Below are 18,022 nucleotides of genomic sequence, written 5' to 3' on the forward strand. Positions count from 1 at the left end.
GTCTCCTTATTAAGTTAGCCGACAACAAGGTTTAACAGCTTGCCTGGCACATAAATTACCTTACGGATGTTCATACCTTCAAGGTATTTTGCCACACCATATTCTTGCGTTGCCATAGCTAACACAGAATCTTGTGATGCATTGATATCGACAGTAATACGCCAACGAACTTTACCATTAACTTGAATAATGACTAATTTAGTATCGTCTATTTTTGCTTGTTCGTCAGCAACTGGCCAAGGCGCATTATCGATATATTCCAGCTGACCAAGTGCTTTCCACAGGATAAAGCAAGCATGGGGGATAATGGGCGACAGCATCCGCACAATAGCCTCTAAAGATTCTTGTATTAATGCCCGATCTTGTTCACTATCATGGGAGGCTCGCGTCAGTTTATTCATGAACTCCATAATAGCGGCAATCGCAGTATTAAATGCATAACGGCGGCCTAGATCATCGGTCACTTTAGTGATGGTTTTATGTAGATCACGCCGTAGGTTTTTCTGCTCTGGTGAAAGGTTGGTGCTGTCTAATGGCACTGTTTTACCTTTTTGCGTATGTTCAAAAACGGTGCGCCAGAGACGACGAACAAAACGATTTGCACCTTCTACACTTGATTCTTGCCATTCCAAAGTAAGTTCAGGCGGAGCGGCAAACATCATAAATAAGCGAACCGTATCCGCTCCATATTTTTCTACCATTAATTGTGGATCAATACCGTTATTTTTCGATTTAGACATTTTACTCATCCCGGTATAGTAGAGTTGATGTCCATGCTGATCAGTTGCTTTGACAATCTTACCTTTTTCATCCCGTTCAACAGTTACATCAATAGGTGACACCCAAACTCGTTGTCCATTTTCACCTAAGTAATAAAAGGAATCGGCTAATACCATTCCTTGACATAACAGACGTTTAGCTGGTTCATCAGAATTTACTAAGCCTGCATCACGCATTAGTTTGTGGAAAAAACGGAAATATAATAGATGCATAATGGCATGTTCAATACCACCGATATATTGATCAACAGGCAACCAGTAATTGGCAGCGGCTGGATCTAGGATCCCTTGGTCATAATTAGGACAGGTATAACGGGCATAATACCAGGAAGATTCCATAAAGGTATCAAAGGTATCCGTTTCACGTAATACTGCATGACCATTGATGTTAGTCTTGGCCCATTGTTGGTCCGCTTTGATAGGACTTGTGATGCCATTCATTACCACATCTTCAGGTAAGATGACAGGTAGTTGTTGTTCGGGTACTTGCATGACAGAACCATCTTCCATGGTTACCATAGGAATTGGTGCTCCCCAATAACGTTGACGAGAAACCCCCCAATCACGCAGACGATAATTGACTTTACGTTGCGCCAAACCTTGTGAAATCAGTTTATCGGCAATGGCATTGGCGCCTGTTTTGTTGTCCATGCCACTAAATTCGCCTGAATTAATCAGTGCATTTTTATCAGTCAACCGCCCCGCTTTTAGATCGGGGAGCTGGCCTTCATTATCAGCAATAACCGCTTTGATCGGTAAATGATATTTGGTTGCGAATTCCCCGTCACGTTCGTCATGCCCTGGAACCGCCATTACTGCACCTGTACCATATTCCATTAATACAAAATTGGCTATCCAGATCGGAATTTTTTCATTAGTTAGCGGGTGAATTGCGAACAGATTGGTGGCAATACCTTTTTTCTCCATGGTTGCCATTTCTGCTTCAGCAACTTTGGTATTACGGCATTTATCAATAAAAGCGCTAAGTTTAGCATTTTTTTCTGCCGCGCTTTTTGCTAACGGATGAGTTGCTGCAATAGCGAGATAAGTCACCCCCATAAAAGTATCTGGCCGAGTAGTATAGACCGTTAGCTTTTCATCCATGTCTGCTAGTTCAAAGGTAATTTCAACCCCTTCTGATCGGCCGATCCAATTACGCTGCATGGTTTTAACTTTCTCTGGCCAACCATCGAGTTTATCTAAATCATTAAGTAACTCTTCAGCATAAGCGGTAATTTTTATGAACCATTGGGGAATTTCTTTTCGTTCGACTTGGGTATCGCAACGCCAGCAGCAACCATCAATGACTTGCTCGTTTGCTAACACCGTTAAATCATTTGGACACCAGTTAACGGCAGCCGTTTTTTTATAAACCAAACCTTTTTCATAAAGCTTAGTAAAAAACCATTGCTCCCAACGATAATACTCCGGTGTACAGGTTGTGACTTCTCGACTCCAGTCATAACCAAATCCGAGCATTTTTAATTGATTTTTCATGTAATCAATATTGGTATAAGTCCAAGGCGCTGGAGCAGTATTATTTTTTACTGCGGCACCTTCTGCCGGTAAACCAAAAGCATCCCAGCCGATAGGTTGCAGTACATTTTTGCCTAGCATGCGTTGATAACGTGAGATAACATCACCAATGGTATAGTTGCGTACATGCCCCATATGTAGCTGACCAGATGGGTAAGGTAACATTGACAGGCAATAGTATTTTTCTTTGTTATTATCTTCTATTACTTTAAATGTTTGTTTTTCTTCCCAATGACGTTGTACGTATTGCTCTATCTCTTCTGGTCGATATTGTTCTTGCATGACACCAATGTTCCTATGGCGATAATGCGGCATTGGCCGCGAATGATATAGTTTATTTTAGATCTGCATAGAATAGCGGATAAATGCCTCTAACAACAACTATTGATAAATATTTAACGATCAAGTTAAATTAATTTTATTAATGCAAATGGTGGGTTGTTTCAGAGGGTAGCATGTTAGATGGTCAGTCTAGCCCACTTTAGGCGCTATTTTAATATTATTATTTAGCCGATTGGGCGACGATTTTTTGTCACCCAACAAGGATAGAGGAATTAATGTATGATCTTAGCAAAAAATTCTTTAGCACGTTTTGATTTCGGCGCAGCAAAGAAATCATCTTTATTACTATCCTCAATAATTTTTCCTTCGCCCATAAAAATCATTCGATGAGCAACTTTTTTAGCGAATCCCATTTCGTGAGTGACTACTATCATGGTCATTCCTTAATTAGCAAGCTTTATCATTACGTCTAGTACTTCGTTGATCATTTCTGGATCTAATGCGGAGGTCGGTTCGTCAAAAAGCATCGCAATCGGATCCATACAGAGTGCTCTGGTAATGGCAACGCGTTGTTGTTGCCCACCAGATAATTGAGCTGGAAATTTATTGGTATGGTTAGCTAATCCAACTCGCTCTAATAATTTTAAGGCAGTACTTTCAGCGGTTTTTTTATTTCTGTTCAAGACTTTTATCTGTGCTAGTGTTAAGTTATTCAATAATTGATAGATGAGGGAATAATTCAAAATGTTGAAATACCATACCGACTTTTGAGCGCAATTTAGCCAAATCTGTCTTTTTGTCATTAAAATGAATATTATCAATATATATTTCACCACGTTGAATTGGTTCTAAGCTATTAATGGTTTTTACTAATGTTGATTTACCTGAACCAGAAGGGCCACAAATAACCACAACTCCCCTCTTTTACATTCATCGAACAATCAGTAAGCACCTGAAACTGTCCATACCATTTAGAAACATTTTTTAAAGAAATCATTAATAGTCTTTTTTCAGATAGCTAACCAGCATAAATCTATATAAATTAATCAAATATTAATTTTTTTAACAAATTATTATAATAAAAGAGCTCATTAACTAAATTTAATGATAAATATCAATAAACAAGATAAAACCGTATCATCGGTTGTTAAGACATGATGATGATTAATATATGCTAAATTGATTAGTCTTCTTTTTGTTTAATAAAACATGCCAATATAATAAATAGGGCAACCAATGCCCACATAGGCCAGTTACTCCAACGTGCATAAGGTGTAAGACCAGATGTTGGTATTACCTCAGTATTTAATACTGAGCGAGTGAATTGAGGAAGTTCTGCCTGAATATCGCCATTAGGTTTGATCACTGCTGTAACACCATTATTAGTGGCACGTAATAGTGGCCGACCAAGCTCGAGTGCCCGCATGCGCGCCATTTGAAAGTGCTGCAATGGGCCGATAGAATGCCCAAACCATGCATCATTTGAAAGCGTTAATAGAAAATCGGTATCTGATTGAAACTTGTCTCTAACTTGGGAGCCTAAAATAATTTCATAGCAGATAGCAGCAGTTAGATGAATATTACCAGCAATTAACTGCTGTTGCTCATAATCACCACGACTAAAACCTGACATTGGTAAATTGAATAAAGGAGCAATTGGTCGAAGAATATTTTCTAATGGTATAAATTCACCAAAAGGCACCAGGTGGTGTTTCTGATAACGATTACTGGTTGGATATTGGTAAGGTTTATTTTCTCCCAACACAATAATACTATTAAAAAAATCACTCCCTCCCTGTGTGCTTGGTTTAGCATCAACTATACCAGTAATTAGGCGAGTATTTTGTAAGCGCAGTAGTTTATCTAATGAGGTTAGCCAAAGGTTATTATCCAATTCGATCGATGGAATAGCGGATTCAGGCCAGATAACGATATTGGCATTGCCAAAATAAGGTTTAGAGAGATCGAGATAAGTACTAATGGTTTGTTCGAGAAATCCTGGTTGCCATTTTAAGCTTTGCGGGATGTTACCTTGAACTAAAACAATTTGTGATTTTTTTTCTGCGGCCGGAGTGAACCAGTGATAATTTTTAAATATTAGGGGTAACAATAATAAGATAATTGCTGTAATTAGCGGAATAATTCTACGTTTTAGGCAAGTAAACACCAAGCAACTACTAATAATCAGCAGTAGTAATGTTATCATCTCAACGCCAAATATCGGCGCGATGCCTTTAAGCAGCCCGTCGATTTGACTATAACCAAATTGCAGCCAAGGGAAACCAGTTAGTATCCAGCTACGTAAATATTCAGTTATTTGCCATATTGCTGGTGCGGCAAAAATAAAGCGAGCAATATTAAGGCACGGAAAGAATCGATTGAGTAGATAAGCAAATAGCGCAGGATAAAGTGATAAATAAGCTGCCAATAAAATGACTAAAAAGACATTAACTACTAATGGCATACCACCAAAATCGGCAATACTGACATAAACCCAGTTAATACCACTGCCAAATAGACCAATTCCCCAACAAAATGCTATTAAACCTGCTTGTTTGCTTGAGCAATTAACAATTAGCAGCTGTAAGCCAAAAAGAGAAAAAAGCGCGGCTAACCAAATATCAAAAGGTGAAAAAGCCAGTGTTCCGCAGAGCCCGAAAATTAAAGCGATCAAAGCTCGTAACCACTGACGTTGATAGAGTGGCATTTTTTTCATTAATGCTATTCTTCTATAAGATTTGGGATAGGTGCTTCATCAGAAATTTTTACCTGAACTTGAATGATTTTGCGGCTATCAGCCATGGTAATTTTAAATATATAACCATCAATTGTGATGACTTCCCCTCGGGCAGGCAAATGTCCGAATGCTTGCATCACCAAGCCACCAATGGTATCAACTTCTTCATCATTAAAGTGTGTACTAAATGCTTTGTTGAAATCATCAATTTGGGTTAGCGCACGAACAGAATAAGCATGTTTGCTTAACTGGCGAATATCAATGTCTTCTTCATCATCATCATATTCGTCTTCAATCTCACCAACAATTAATTCGAGAATATCTTCGATTGTTACCAAACCAGAAACGCCACCAAATTCATCGATGACTATTGCCATATGATAACGTTGTGAACGGAACTCTTTTAATAACAGATCAACACGTTTACTTTCAGGCACAACAACGGCGGGACGTAATACTTTATCGATAGTGAAAGGTTCAGCATCAGTACGCATAAATGGCAGTAAATCTTTAGCCATTAATAGACCTTCAATATGGTCTTTATCTTCACTAATTACTGGAAAACGAGAATGTGCTGAGTCGATAATCACATCAAGGCATTCATCTAACGATTGATTTCGTTTTAAGGTTACTATCTGAGAGCGTGGGATCATGATATCTCGAACACGCTCGGCGGAAATATTTATTACCCCTTCAAGCATTTCTCTGGTATCAGGATCAATAACATCTTTTTGCTCTGAATCACGAATCAGTTCAACTAAGTCATCACGATTTTTGGGTTCACCGTGAAATAATTGGTTTAGGCGCCCGAAAAAACTCTTTTTCGAGTGATGATTATCATTGTTTGCAGGATGGTCGTCGCTCATGGCGTTTTATTAAAATTTCTCTAAGTAGTTTATCGTATCATAATTATTTAGCATAAAAGTAGCATTATAGTTATGCTTTTTCATGCTGATAAGGATCAGGATAACCTAATTTTTGCATAATTTCAGTTTCTATTGTCTCCATTTCTTCTGCTTCAAAGTCAGTTAGATGATCATAACCTAATAGATGAAGACAACCGTGTATTACCATATGCGTCCAGTGAGCATCCTGGTTTTTTTGTTGTTTAATCGCTTCTTCTTCAACAACTTGACGACAAATAATCAGATCGCCAAGTAAGGGTAATGTAATGTTTTCTGGCGCTTCAAAAGGGAAGGATAGCACATTTGTTGGTTTATCTTTTCCTCGATATGTCAGATTTAAATATTGGCTTTCTGCTATATCGACAATACGAATTGTGATTTCACTTTCAGATTGAAATTGTGGCAGGAAAGCTTCAAGCCAGTGTTGGAAAGTTGTTTCACTGGGTAATCCATTATGATCGCTACAGGCAAGCTGGAGATCAAGAATAACTGATTGCAAGCAAATATCTCCTTTTCTATAGGGCGCTTGATGGTTCTTTTTGTTGACGAAGTAACTGTTTTCGTTCTTGTTCTTTTGTTTCCCAGTTTTCGTAGGCAATAACCAATAACCACTTTTGCTACTACAGGATGGCGTACTACATCATCACTATGAAAAAAATTAAAGCTAAGTTCTTTAACTTCAGAGAGTACTTCAATTGCGTGGCGTAAACCTGATTTATGGCCACGAAGCAGATCAATTTGAGTTACATCGCCGGTGATCATGATTTTAGAGTTAAAGCCGATGTGGGTCAGAAACATTTTCATCTATTCAATGGTGGTATTTTGGCTTTCATCAAGAATGATAAAACCGTCATTGAGTATGCGACCTCGCATATAGGCTAATGGTGCCACTTCAATCACATTGCACTCAATCAATTTTTCTACTTTTTCAAAACCCAGCATTTCAAATAGGGCATCATAAAGTGGCCGTAAATAAGGATCAACTTTTTGACTAATGATCACCTGGCAGAAAGCCGAGTTTTTCACCGGCCTCAACAGCGGGGCGAGTGAGTAGAATACGACGTATTTCTTGACGTTCTAAAGCATCAACGGCAGCAGCAACGGCGAGATAGGTTTTACCTGTTCCGGCAAGTCCGATGCCGAAAGTAATATCATGGTTATGTATATTAGTAATATATTGAGCCTGATTCGCTGTACATGGTTTGACAACGCCTCGTTTGATTTTAATGTTTACAAGTTTGTCGTAACTGCCAACATTTTCAATAGATTGCTTAAGAAATTGACTTTCCATAATAGATAAGTGGATTTGTTCAGGGATAATGCCACGTATAGGGGCTGTATCAACATATAGGCGGCGTAAAACGTTGCTGGCTGGCGTTTTGTGATATGTTGATTTTAAGTGATTTGCTAATTAATTTGAAACGGTTATTTCGACGATTAATTTCGATTCCGAGTCTACGTTCCAATTGTTTTGTATTATCATCGAACGGGCCAAAAAGGCTGATTAACCGTTGGTTATCGGCTGGCTCTAAAAATATTTCGCGGGTAGCAATTTGTGGATTATCTTTTGCGATCACTGAGTCTCTCTACTTAATATTAAGGTTGGTAATTTGCTACACCCAGCTCGTCTTCTTTGCGTGTCCGGGCAAATAACCGATTCAGGTGATTCATGGCTCCTTAATGCCATACTATCTTCTGTTTTAACTACTTTACCGCGTAAAGAATTGGCATAGACATCGACAATTTCGACATCAACAAATTTTCCGATCATATTTTGGCTACCTTCGAAGTTTACCACCCGATTATTTTCGGCACGGCCAGAAAGTTCCGTAATATTTTTACGTGAAGGTCCTTCAACCAGAATACGTTGAATGCTACCCAACATTGTTCGATTATAATTCATTGCTTGCTGATTAATACGTTGCTGAAGTAGATAGAGGCGTTGTTTTTTTTCATCTTCGCTGACATCGTCAGGTAAATCAGCGGCCGGGGTACCAGGGCGTGGTGAGTAGATAAAACTAAAACTCATATCAAAATTAACATCGGCAATAAGCTGCATGGTTTTTTGAAAATCATCTTCTGTTTCACCCGGAAAACCAATAATGAAATCTGAGCTAATGAGAATATCGGGTCGTGCTTTACGTAATTTACGGATAATGCTTTTATACTCAAGGGCTGTATGAGAGCGTTTCATCATCGTCAAAATACGATCTGACCCACTTTGAACGGGAAGATGCAAGAAGCTAACAAGTTCAGGGGTATCTTCATAGACAGCAATAATATCGTCAGTAAATTCAATTGGATGACTGGTGGTAAAACGGATGCGATCAACGCCGTTAATGGCGGCAACCAGACGTAATAATTCGGCAAATGAACAAATTGCACCGTCAAAAGTTATTCCACGATAGGCATTGACATTTTGACCCAATAAGTGAATTTCACGCACACCTTGCGCAGCTAATTGTGCGATTTCAAATAAAACGTCATCACATGGTCGGCTGACTTCCTCACCACGCGTGTAAGGAACAACACAAAATGAGCAGTATTTATTACAGCCTTCCATAATTGAAACATAAGCTGAAGGGCTTTCTGCTCGAGGTTCCGGTAATCGATCAAATTTTTCAATTTCTGGAAAACTGATGTCGACGATTGGGCTACGTGTACCTTTGACTTGATTGATCATCTCTGGTAGACGGTGCAAAGTCTGTGGGCCAAAAATAATGTCAACACTGGGAGCCCGTTGACGAATGAAATCCCCCTCCTGTGAAGCGACACAACCACCAACACTAATAATAATATCGGGATTAACATCTTTTAGATTTTTCCAACGCCCTAATTGATGAAATACTTTTTCTTGCGCTTTTTCACGAATTGAGCAGGTATTTAGCAGTAAAATATCGGCTTCTTCGGCTATCTCTGTTAATTGATATCCATGGGTGCTGTTGAGCAGGTCAGCCATTTTTGATGAATCGTATTCATTCATCTGGCAGCCCCAGGTTTTAATGTATAGTTTTTTATTCGTCAACATTTTGTATATCCGAAGTTTTCAGTAGCAGAATCTGTCATACTGGAAACATTATGTATTAAATTAGAAAATTTTGATATGTATTGTATTCGTTTGGGGCATCGGTGACCAGTATGTTGGATAGATTATTAGTAAATGACTTTAAAAAAACTAGGCCTACTATTAGATTGATGACTATTTGATAGCTAAGTTGATATGAATAGAATAGATGAAAATTATGACATTGTAGTGGTTGGTGCTGGTATGATAGGAGCAGCCATGGCAATTGGATTAGCCAAAGAAGGTTGGCAGATCCTGTTACTTGAACACACTAAACCTGCACCTTTCGATCCGTTAGAGCAGCCTGATTTACGCGTTTCAGCGCTAAGTTATACTTCGGTGGATCTACTTAAGCAACTTGGTGTGTGGAATAGTGTTTTAAATATGCGCGCAGCACCTTATCGAAGGTTAGAAACGTGGGAAGGGGACAACTCACATGTGATGTTTGAAGCAGACAGCCTTGGTTTATCTGAGCTGGGTTATATGGTTGAAAACCGTATTTTGCAATTGGCATTATGGCAGCAATTTTCTCAATATCCCAATCTTAGCTGGTTATGTCCCGCCAAATTGGTAGCAATGCAGCGTCAGGATCAACAGTGGGAAATGACTTTAAGTAATAATCTGCAACTATCGGCAAAGTTAATTATTGCTGCTGATGGCGCATGTTCTCAGGTACGATCTTTGTCTGGAATTGGCAGTAGCGGTTGGCAATATAATCAATCATGTCTGCTTATTACAGTTAAGATTGACCAACCGCAACAGGATATTACTTGGCAACAATTTTTTCCTTCTGGTCCGCGAGCATTTTTGCCGTTATTTGATCATTGGGCCTGTTTGGTTTGGTATAATACACCTGCCCGAATTAGACAACTGCAAGCTATGTCCCCGGAGCAGGTTAAGCAAGAAATTATAGCAGCTTTCCCTGCTCGCTTTGGCTCATTGCAAGTTGTTGCTAAAGGGAGTTTTCCACTGACCCGCCATCACGCTAATCGTTATGTTGAAGAGGGGCTAGCGTTGATTGGCGATGCTGCTCATACCATTAATCCACTTGCTGGTCAGGGAGTTAATCTTGGTTACCGTGATGTTGATAGTTTGTTGAAAGTATTAATTGATGCTAAGACCTATTTATTACCTTTTTATGATCGAAAAATTTTACTTACTTATCAACAGGATAGGATGATAGATAACAAATTGATGCAGGCCGGTATGGATGCTATTTATACACTATTTAGTTCTCAGCTAGCGGGTGTAAAATCAGGTCGAAATTTAGCATTAATGTTTAGTACAACGACTAAATACACTTAAGAAAAAGCTACTTAAATATGCTTTAGGTTTATAATATAAAGTCGATCATGATATTTTTTGACTGTTATGTTGTGAAACCCTGTTTTTCAGGTTGAGAGAGTGTCAAGATTAATTAAATTGTGAGATGCGTCAAAAAACCATTATTTTGGTTATTTTTTTATGATTCACGGGTTATACTGTATATAGATGTTTGTTTTTATTCATAAAGTTTATCATTTTTACTGGTGTTGGTAGTCCAACTTGGCATATGTTTTTGATTATTTCTGTCATGTTACTTGTGATATTAATAACTATGTTTTGATACTTTTTATTTTACGCGTTTGAAGTAGATCGCCGCTGTTTTTCAGCGGCGTTATTAATTATTAGCCATTAACCATCAACTTCCTTTTCTTTAACTGGTTATAGAGCTAAGTTTTTGGCAAAAAAAAGGCGTATTACACGATAATTAATAAAAAGTAATTAATGGCTATTTTGTGATGGTTGGTAATTATTTGAACAAATTATCAAGCAATTCTTAATTAAATTTTTAGTTTATCTTACTTTGGGGATTTTTTACTCTTAGCTATGTTTAAGTAAAATGCTAGAGATATAGTGGTAAAATCATTATTAACAAAAAATAATTTTTATATGTAACTTATTCTTTTTCAATGCCGCTCGGGATTTTTGATTTGCCTAATTTACTAAGTTAGCTGGCTGTTGGCGGCGGTACACTTTCAGTCAGTCAGAGACATTTTAAAATCATATTCAAATTAGATAAAACACGCCATTAAGTATGTCGTATCGTTGCATTTAAATTTAATTTATGGAAAGTAAAATATTCTTACTGGATATTTCTTTTTGAATTCTTTGCAAAATTATTTAATTTTGTAGCTAATTGAAAGCTGATGGCTGGGGTACCAGGATTCGAACCTGGGAATGCCGATCAAAACCCGGTGCCTTACCGCTTGGCGATACCCCAACGGGAATATAAATAATTTTTATAAAAAATGGTGCGGGAGGCGAGACTTGAACTCGCACACCTTGCAGCGCCAGAACCTAAATCTGGTGCGTCTACCAATTTCGCCACTCCCGCAAATTATGGTGGCTACGACGGGAATTGAACCTGTGACCCCAGCATTATGAGTGCTGTGCTCTAACCAGCTGAGCTACGTAGCCATCTTTTTGCATAACCTTTATCGGCGTTGTGGGGCGCATTATGCGTATATCGACCCGAGTCGTCAACTGATTTTTTTACGATTTCTACAGAAAAGTATCTGTTTGTTTGGGTTTTAATCATTTTGTTGATAAAATCGACAAAAAATAACGACGTTGTTGCCAAATAATAATAGCCTGATATGTTAAATATAAAAGCTAATTAAGTTAAGATATTTTTGCTCGTGAAGTGAATCGATGCTTTTTATTTCAATGGTAGTGATAATTTTCATTAACAATCAAAAGCATCTTATTGGTATCTTGCGGTAAAATGTTGATGGCCATTGAGCAACTTGTCAGTGGGCAAAAGTAAACAAACTAGCGTGTAATATTGTATATCTATGCAGCTACTTTGCAGCTATTAATAATTGCTGTTGTCTATTAAAATAAAAGATAAATGTGAGTGGCATCATAAATTCTTTATATTCGCGCTAGTAAAAGCATAGATAAATGTATTACAACACTATTGCTATTCAAGCAAATGTTGTAAAAGTTCGCCATTTACATAGCACGTTTAGTTAAGGCGAAAGCGCCAATAGCTGAATTATGTGCCAGTTGTGAAGTAACAATTGGTAAATCATTGTGGAAATCTTTTAGCGCTTGGGTTTTGATACAGTTTTGTACGGCGGGTAGGAGAACTTTTTCAGCTGCTGTAATTTCCCCTGCAATGACGACTTTTTGCGGATTAAATAGGTTAATAATAATGGCAATTGCTTTACCAAGATGATGGCCTACATGTTTAATCGCTTCAATTGCTAACGGATCGTTTTTATTTGCCGCCTGGTAAATTGCTTTAATAGAACAGTTATTTGATTTTAATTGGCTCGGATAATTTTGTTCAAGTTGTTGCCTAATTCTATTTTCAATAGCGCTATTAGCTGCAACGGTTTCCAGACAACCAAAGTTACCACAATGACAACGCTCTCCTAATGGATCTATTTGTATATGGCCGATTTCACCCAGATTGTAACGGTTGTCCAATAAAATTTCACCACCCATAACCACACCTGCACCAGCGCCATGATGAATGCGTACAAAAATTGAATCGGCGCAATTTTGCGTAGCGCCGAAATAATGTTCTGCCAGTGCAAAACTACGAATATCATGACCGATAAAACAGGTTATTTTGAAATGCTCTTTCAGATTACGCAGTAACTGCCAGTTATGTACTTTTATATGAGGCATACAATGGACAATTCCTGCTTGTGGATTGACTAAGCTAGGTAAAATAACTGAAATAGCAATCAACTCGCGATTAGGGCGTTGATGTTGTTGAATGAAATTTTCAATGGCGGCAATTAAATGATTTTCTATTTCTTGTTGACCGGTTTCTGGTAAGGGTAAAGGGTGAATGCGCTTCGGCGAGCATTTTGCCGTTTAAGGCGTAAAGTACTAATGTATAGTCACGACGGCTTAATCTGACACCGATGCTATGAAAAATATGATGTTCAGAAATAATTGAAATTGGTCGGCGCCCACCAGTAGAGGCTTGTTGAGCGACTTCTTTAATTAAACCACGCTCCAGTAATTGGCGGGTTATTTTGGTTACACTAGCAGGCGCCAACTGGCTTTGTTCTGAGATATGAATTCGAGAAATAGGGTCATTTTGATCAATAATTCGATATACAACAGCACTATTTAATTGTTTAACTAAATCAATATTACCAATTTGCTTCAAGATGTAATTGTGACTCATCAGTATATATGCTCGTTACAGTTCTATTTCACGGCCATTAACAATGGTTTTGCGGATGATGAAGTCGTGATCAAATACGATAAGGTTTGCAACTTTATCTTTTTCTATGCTCCCAAGTTTTTTGTCGACACCAATAGCACGAGCTGGATAAAGTGTGGCCATTCGTAATGCTTCATCTAATGCAATACCTACATGTTCAACGATATTTTTGACAGCATCTATCATCGTTAAGGATGAACCACTTAATGTACCATTTTTATCAACACATAATCCATCGCGATAATATATGGTTTTACCAGCAAAGGTAAAATAATCCATTTCACTGCCATTAGAATCCAGACCAGCAAGTGCGGTGGCATCTGTTACTAGAACTAATTTATCGCCTTTTAATTGTTTACTGTCACGAATATTAGCCCAGTGAACATGTAATCCATCGGCAATAATTCCTGCATATACATTAGGTGTGTTGTAAATAGCACCAACTAATCACAGGGTTCGACTTGAAATAGTAGGCATAGCATTGAAAAGATGGGTTGAGAATTGAATACCTGCCTTGAAGCCATTTTGTGCCTCTTCATAAGTGGCATTGGAATGGCCTGCTGAAACAACAATACCGGTTTCAACTAATTGGTGAATATATTTTTCTGCAGCTATTTCTGGTGCTAAGGTAATTTTAGTGATTACATCGGCATTTTGACATAGATAGTTGATCATTTCGGCAGAAGGCTAACGAATATATTCAACATTGTGGATACCTTTTTTGACGGGGTTAATGTAAGGCCCTTCAATATGTAGCCTTAATGCCTGATGTAGCCTTAATGCCTGGTTTTTATATTTGGCCAGGTAGTCTCGCATCGTCTCTATTACTGTTTTAATCAGTGGATCAGGGCTAGTGATAAATGTAGGTAGGAAGCTGGTACAGCCATTTCGTTCATTTGCTTTTTGCATAATTTCCAGCGTCTGAATTGAGATATTTGCTGGATTACCATTGAACTGTACACCACCGCAGCCATTAACTTGTAGATCAATAAATCCCGGCGCTAGGATCGCATTTTGTAAATCATGAATTTCAATATCCTGAGGTAATTCTACAATTGGACAAACTTGTTTTATCTGTTCTTTTTCAATAATAACTGCATGATTGTCCAGTCGTTCATAACCTGTGTAAATAATGCATTTGATTAATGCATACATGATATTTTACTCTTCTATAATGGCTAAAAAATAGTATAATTTATCGAATTGTTGGTATTTTTTGGGTTTATTATATTGAATTTTGCTATTTTAATTTAACTAGCAAATTGATTAATGATGTAAGATTCTAATTGACGAAAATATTTTAAAGTTTTTACTTTTAGCTCAAGGGTTGCTGGTTCATCACAAACTAAAGCTGATTTTGCATGCATTTGTAGGCAGCTAATTGTCCACATATGGTTAATCGAACCTTCTACCGCCGCCTCAACGGCTAATGCTTTATTTGCACCGGTTGCTAAGATTAAAATTTCTTCCGCATCAAGTAGGGTTCCTACCCCAACAGTGACAGCATATTTAGGCACCCTATCAATATTGTTATCAAAAAAACGAGAATTTGCCTGTCGAGTTTCTGGTGTGAGCGTTTTGATCCGGGTGTGAGAAGAAAGAGATGAAGCAGGTTCGTTGAAGGCAATATGGCCATCACTACCAACGCCTCCCATAAATAGATGTATTTTACCATAAGACTTAATTTTATCTTCGTAACGTTTGCATTCAGCGTCGATATCTTTTGCATTACCGTCGAGTAAATTAATATTATTTTTTGTAATATCAATATGGTTAAACAGATTTTCATACATGAAAGTATGATAGCTTTGTGGATGATTTTTTGGGATGCCGACATATTCATCCATATTAAAAGTAACTACATGTTTAAAACTAATTTTACCTGCTTTATAGAGATTAATTAGCTCATGGTAGGTAGCTAGTGGTGTTCCGCCTGTGGGCAGCCCTAATACAAATGGATGTGTAGCCGTTGGATTAAATTGATTAATTTTGTTTGCAATGTAATTGGCGGAAAAAAGACCGACATCTTTTGCTGTTGTTAGAGGAATAAGCCTCATTATTTTTTTACCTCACTTAATTTTATTTCATATCAGCTATATTTTAATGATTTTGTATTATTCTTTGTTATTACTTGAGTTTTTATAACTCAAAGATTGTCTATTTATTAACGCCTGAATTCTAGTAAAATAAGATATTTTTCATGAAAAAAGGTTTTTTGTTTAGCCACTATTTTAATCAAATAACAGGGTGATATTTAGACTTTTATCAAAACTTTAGCTGATATAATTTGTGATGCAAAATAATTGGGTCTGAGTGACTTAATGATAATATATGAAAAAAATTGAATATTTATAATATTTAGCAATAAGATCTCAGTAATGAGGTTATTCAAGGGGAAAACATAGTGAATGTGTTAAGTTATTTACAGCGAATAGGCCGTGCTTTGATGGCGCCTGTTGCTGTGTTGCCTGCCGCTGCGATTTTAATGGGGATCGGTTATTGGATCGATCCTAATGGCTGGCGAGCTAATAGTGCTATTGCTGCTTTACTGATTAAATCAGGTTCAGCAATTATAGATAATATGTCAATATTATTTGCAATTGGCGTTACGTATGGTTTATCAAAAGATAAAGATGGTTCGGCGGCATTAACCGGTTTTGTTGTTTTTTTAGTGGTAACAACCCTATGTTCACCAGCGGCTTATTCGATGATCATGGGTATTGCTATCGAGCAAGTTCCTGTAGCATTTAGTAAAATTAATAATCAGTTTGTTGGGATATTGGTTGGTGTATTGGCGGCGGAACTTTATAATCGCTATAGCGGTGTCGAGTTACCGAAAGCATTGTCGTTCTTTAGTGGCCGCCGTTTAGTACCTATATTGACTTCATTTTTGATGATTCTGTTATCTTTCGTTCTGATGTATGTTTGGCCATTTATCTATAATGCATTAGTGCTGTTTGGTGAAAATATTAAAGATTTGAGTTCATTAGGCGCCGGTATTTATGCTTTTTTTAATCGTCTACTGATCTCGGTTGGATTACATCATGCATTAAATTCAGTATTTTGGTTTGATGTGGCGGGTATTAATGATATTCTTAACTTTTTGGCTGGCGCTAAATCATTAGCTGCAGGTCTGGCCGAAAAAGGTATTACTGGATGTTATCAAGCTGGATTTTCCCTATCATGATGTTTGGTTTGCCTGGTGCGGCATTGGCCATTTATCACTGTGCTCGTCCTGAAAATAAAGCAAAAGTCGTAGGTATCATGATGGCAGGTGCTTTCGCCGCCTTTTTTACGGGGATCACTGAGCCGCTCGAATTCTCATTCATGTTTGTGGCGCCGGTTCTTTATGTCATTCATGCTTTATTAACTGGATTTTCTGTTTATATTGCAGCTATGCAATGCACTGGATATCGGGTTTTGGTTTTAGTGCTGGTTTAGTCGATATGTTACTGCAGAGTCATAACTCATTAGCAGTGCATTGGTATATGTTGATTTTCCAAGGGATAATTTTCTTTTGTTTATACTATGTCATATTTCGTGTTGTGATTAATAAGTTCAATTTGATGACCCCAAGTCGTGAAATAAATGACTATCAAACCGTTGATGATTATGACAAAAATATCACCATCAGTGCTAAAGATATTACCCATGAAGCATACCAATATCTTGCAGCGGTGGTGGGAACCGATAATTTAACAGTAATCGATGCCTGTATTACTCGTTTACGTTTAGGTGTAAAAGCCGTTGATATTGTTAATGATGACTTGGTAAAAAAACTGGGCGCATCAGGCATCATTCGTTTAAATAAACATAATGTGCAAATTATTGTCGGAAACCGAGCAGAAATGATTGCGGAAGCAATGAAAAAGATTGCCGCACGAGAAGTTGTTGCACCGTTAAATTTTGTTGAGAAAGATAATCGACAGTTAGCAGTAAAAGTAAAAAATAAGCATGTGGGACAAACAATTTTAACGCTGGTGGCGCCGGTTAGTGGTGAAATTTATTCCCTTGATGAAGTTCCGGATGAAGCTTTTGCTAGCGGTATTGTCGGTGATGGTTTAGCGATTAAGCCAACGAGTGGTGAGGTCTTAGCGCCTGTATCGGGCAAGATTGTAAAAATTTTTGCTACCAATCATGCTTTCTGCATCGAGACGAATGAAGGTGTTGAAGTGATCGTTCACATGGGTATTGATACTGTAACGTTAAAGGAGCAGGGTTGTGAGCGTTTAGTTGAAGAAAATAGTGATGTAAAGGTAGGTCAGCCTATCCTGAAATTAGATCTCGATTATTTGGAACAGCATGCTAAGTTAATGATAAGTCCAGTCGTTATCAGTAATATTGATGATTATCAGGGATTGACAATAGTTGCAACTGGTGAAGTAATCGCTGGAGTAACACCAATTTATGATGTATTGAAGTAATGTGTTTTATCATTATGATTTGATATGATAACCATATAATTAATAATGAATAAAAACGGAAGGG

Annotated in this window: 5 protein-coding genes, 3 tRNA genes and 7 pseudogenes; 2 read left to right on the plus strand and 13 right to left on the minus strand. The window is 37.7% G+C overall.

Annotated elements, in window-relative coordinates; genetic code table 11:
• Positions 1–14: 14 nt before the first annotated feature.
• The 7 genes and pseudogenes from leuS to miaB all read right to left on the minus strand — a co-directional run bounded on the left by leuS (position 15) and on the right by miaB (position 9,267).
• The gene (gene leuS, locus ARADI_RS00205) at positions 15–2,597 is read right to left on the minus strand and encodes a leucine--tRNA ligase (protein WP_119710778.1); all 2,583 of its coding nucleotides are present in this window, start codon (positions 2,595–2,597) and stop codon (positions 15–17) included.
• A 272-nt stretch (positions 2,598–2,869) separates the two neighbouring features.
• Positions 2,870–3,594 (minus strand): annotated as a pseudogene (locus ARADI_RS16850) (amino acid ABC transporter ATP-binding protein).
• Positions 3,595–3,780: 186 nt separating this feature from the next.
• Complete coding sequence (lnt, locus tag ARADI_RS00225; protein WP_439647061.1) at positions 3,781–5,313, minus strand: apolipoprotein N-acyltransferase; 1,533 nt, start codon at positions 5,311–5,313, stop codon at positions 3,781–3,783.
• A gap of 5 nt (positions 5,314–5,318) precedes the next feature.
• Positions 5,319–6,200: a CNNM family magnesium/cobalt transport protein CorC gene (gene corC / locus ARADI_RS00230; protein ID WP_119710779.1), complete on the minus strand. Its 882-nt coding sequence runs from the start codon at positions 6,198–6,200 to the stop codon at positions 5,319–5,321.
• Between the two features lie 70 nt (positions 6,201–6,270).
• Positions 6,271–6,738 (minus strand): rRNA maturation RNase YbeY, encoded by a 468-nt coding sequence (gene ybeY, locus ARADI_RS00235; protein WP_119710780.1) that lies wholly within the window; start codon positions 6,736–6,738, stop codon positions 6,271–6,273.
• A 16-nt stretch (positions 6,739–6,754) separates the two neighbouring features.
• Positions 6,755–7,792: pseudogene (locus ARADI_RS00240) on the minus strand (PhoH family protein).
• A 43-nt stretch (positions 7,793–7,835) separates the two neighbouring features.
• Positions 7,836–9,267, minus strand: a pseudogene (gene miaB / locus ARADI_RS00245) (tRNA (N6-isopentenyl adenosine(37)-C2)-methylthiotransferase MiaB).
• Positions 9,268–9,459: 192 nt separating this feature from the next.
• On the opposite strand from miaB, the pseudogene ubiF reads away from it, so the two are divergent.
• Positions 9,460–10,642 (plus strand): annotated as a pseudogene (ubiF, locus tag ARADI_RS00250) (3-demethoxyubiquinol 3-hydroxylase).
• 851 nt (positions 10,643–11,493) lie between these two features.
• Here ubiF and ARADI_RS00255 read toward each other — a convergent pair.
• The 6 genes and pseudogenes from ARADI_RS00255 to nagB all read right to left on the minus strand — a co-directional run bounded on the left by ARADI_RS00255 (position 11,494) and on the right by nagB (position 15,591).
• Positions 11,494–11,566: transfer RNA gene (locus ARADI_RS00255), tRNA-OTHER, on the minus strand.
• 29 nt (positions 11,567–11,595) lie between these two features.
• Positions 11,596–11,680: transfer RNA gene (locus tag ARADI_RS00260), tRNA-Leu, on the minus strand.
• A 6-nt stretch (positions 11,681–11,686) separates the two neighbouring features.
• Positions 11,687–11,763: transfer RNA gene (locus tag ARADI_RS00265), tRNA-Met, on the minus strand.
• Positions 11,764–12,268: 505 nt separating this feature from the next.
• Positions 12,269–13,495 (minus strand): annotated as a pseudogene (locus ARADI_RS00270) (ROK family protein).
• Positions 13,496–13,510: 15 nt separating this feature from the next.
• Positions 13,511–14,689: pseudogene (nagA, locus tag ARADI_RS00275) on the minus strand (N-acetylglucosamine-6-phosphate deacetylase).
• Between the two features lie 95 nt (positions 14,690–14,784).
• Positions 14,785–15,591: a glucosamine-6-phosphate deaminase gene (gene nagB / locus ARADI_RS00280; RefSeq protein WP_119710781.1), complete on the minus strand. Its 807-nt coding sequence runs from the start codon at positions 15,589–15,591 to the stop codon at positions 14,785–14,787.
• Positions 15,592–15,938: 347 nt separating this feature from the next.
• Here nagB and nagE point away from each other — a divergent pair.
• Positions 15,939–17,958 (plus strand): annotated as a pseudogene (gene nagE / locus ARADI_RS00285) (N-acetylglucosamine-specific PTS transporter subunit IIBC).
• The last annotated feature ends 64 nt before the right edge of the window (positions 17,959–18,022 follow it).

It is taken from the genome of Arsenophonus endosymbiont of Aleurodicus floccissimus (genome assembly GCF_900343025.1).
Classification (GTDB): Bacteria; Pseudomonadota; Gammaproteobacteria; order Enterobacterales; family Enterobacteriaceae; genus Arsenophonus.

What these genes read in the sequence shown, in the direction of transcription:
- corC (WP_119710779.1), bottom strand. Translation starts at nt 6,200, where the DNA reads ATGAGCGACGACCATCCTGCAAACAATGATAATCATCACTCGAAAAAG.
- lnt (WP_439647061.1), bottom strand. Translation starts at nt 5,313, where the DNA reads ATGAAAAAAATGCCACTCTATCAACGTCAGTGGTTACGAGCTTTGATC.
- leuS (WP_119710778.1), bottom strand. Translation starts at nt 2,597, where the DNA reads ATGCAAGAACAATATCGACCAGAAGAGATAGAGCAATACGTACAACGT.
- nagB (WP_119710781.1), bottom strand. Translation starts at nt 15,591, where the DNA reads ATGAGGCTTATTCCTCTAACAACAGCAAAAGATGTCGGTCTTTTTTCC.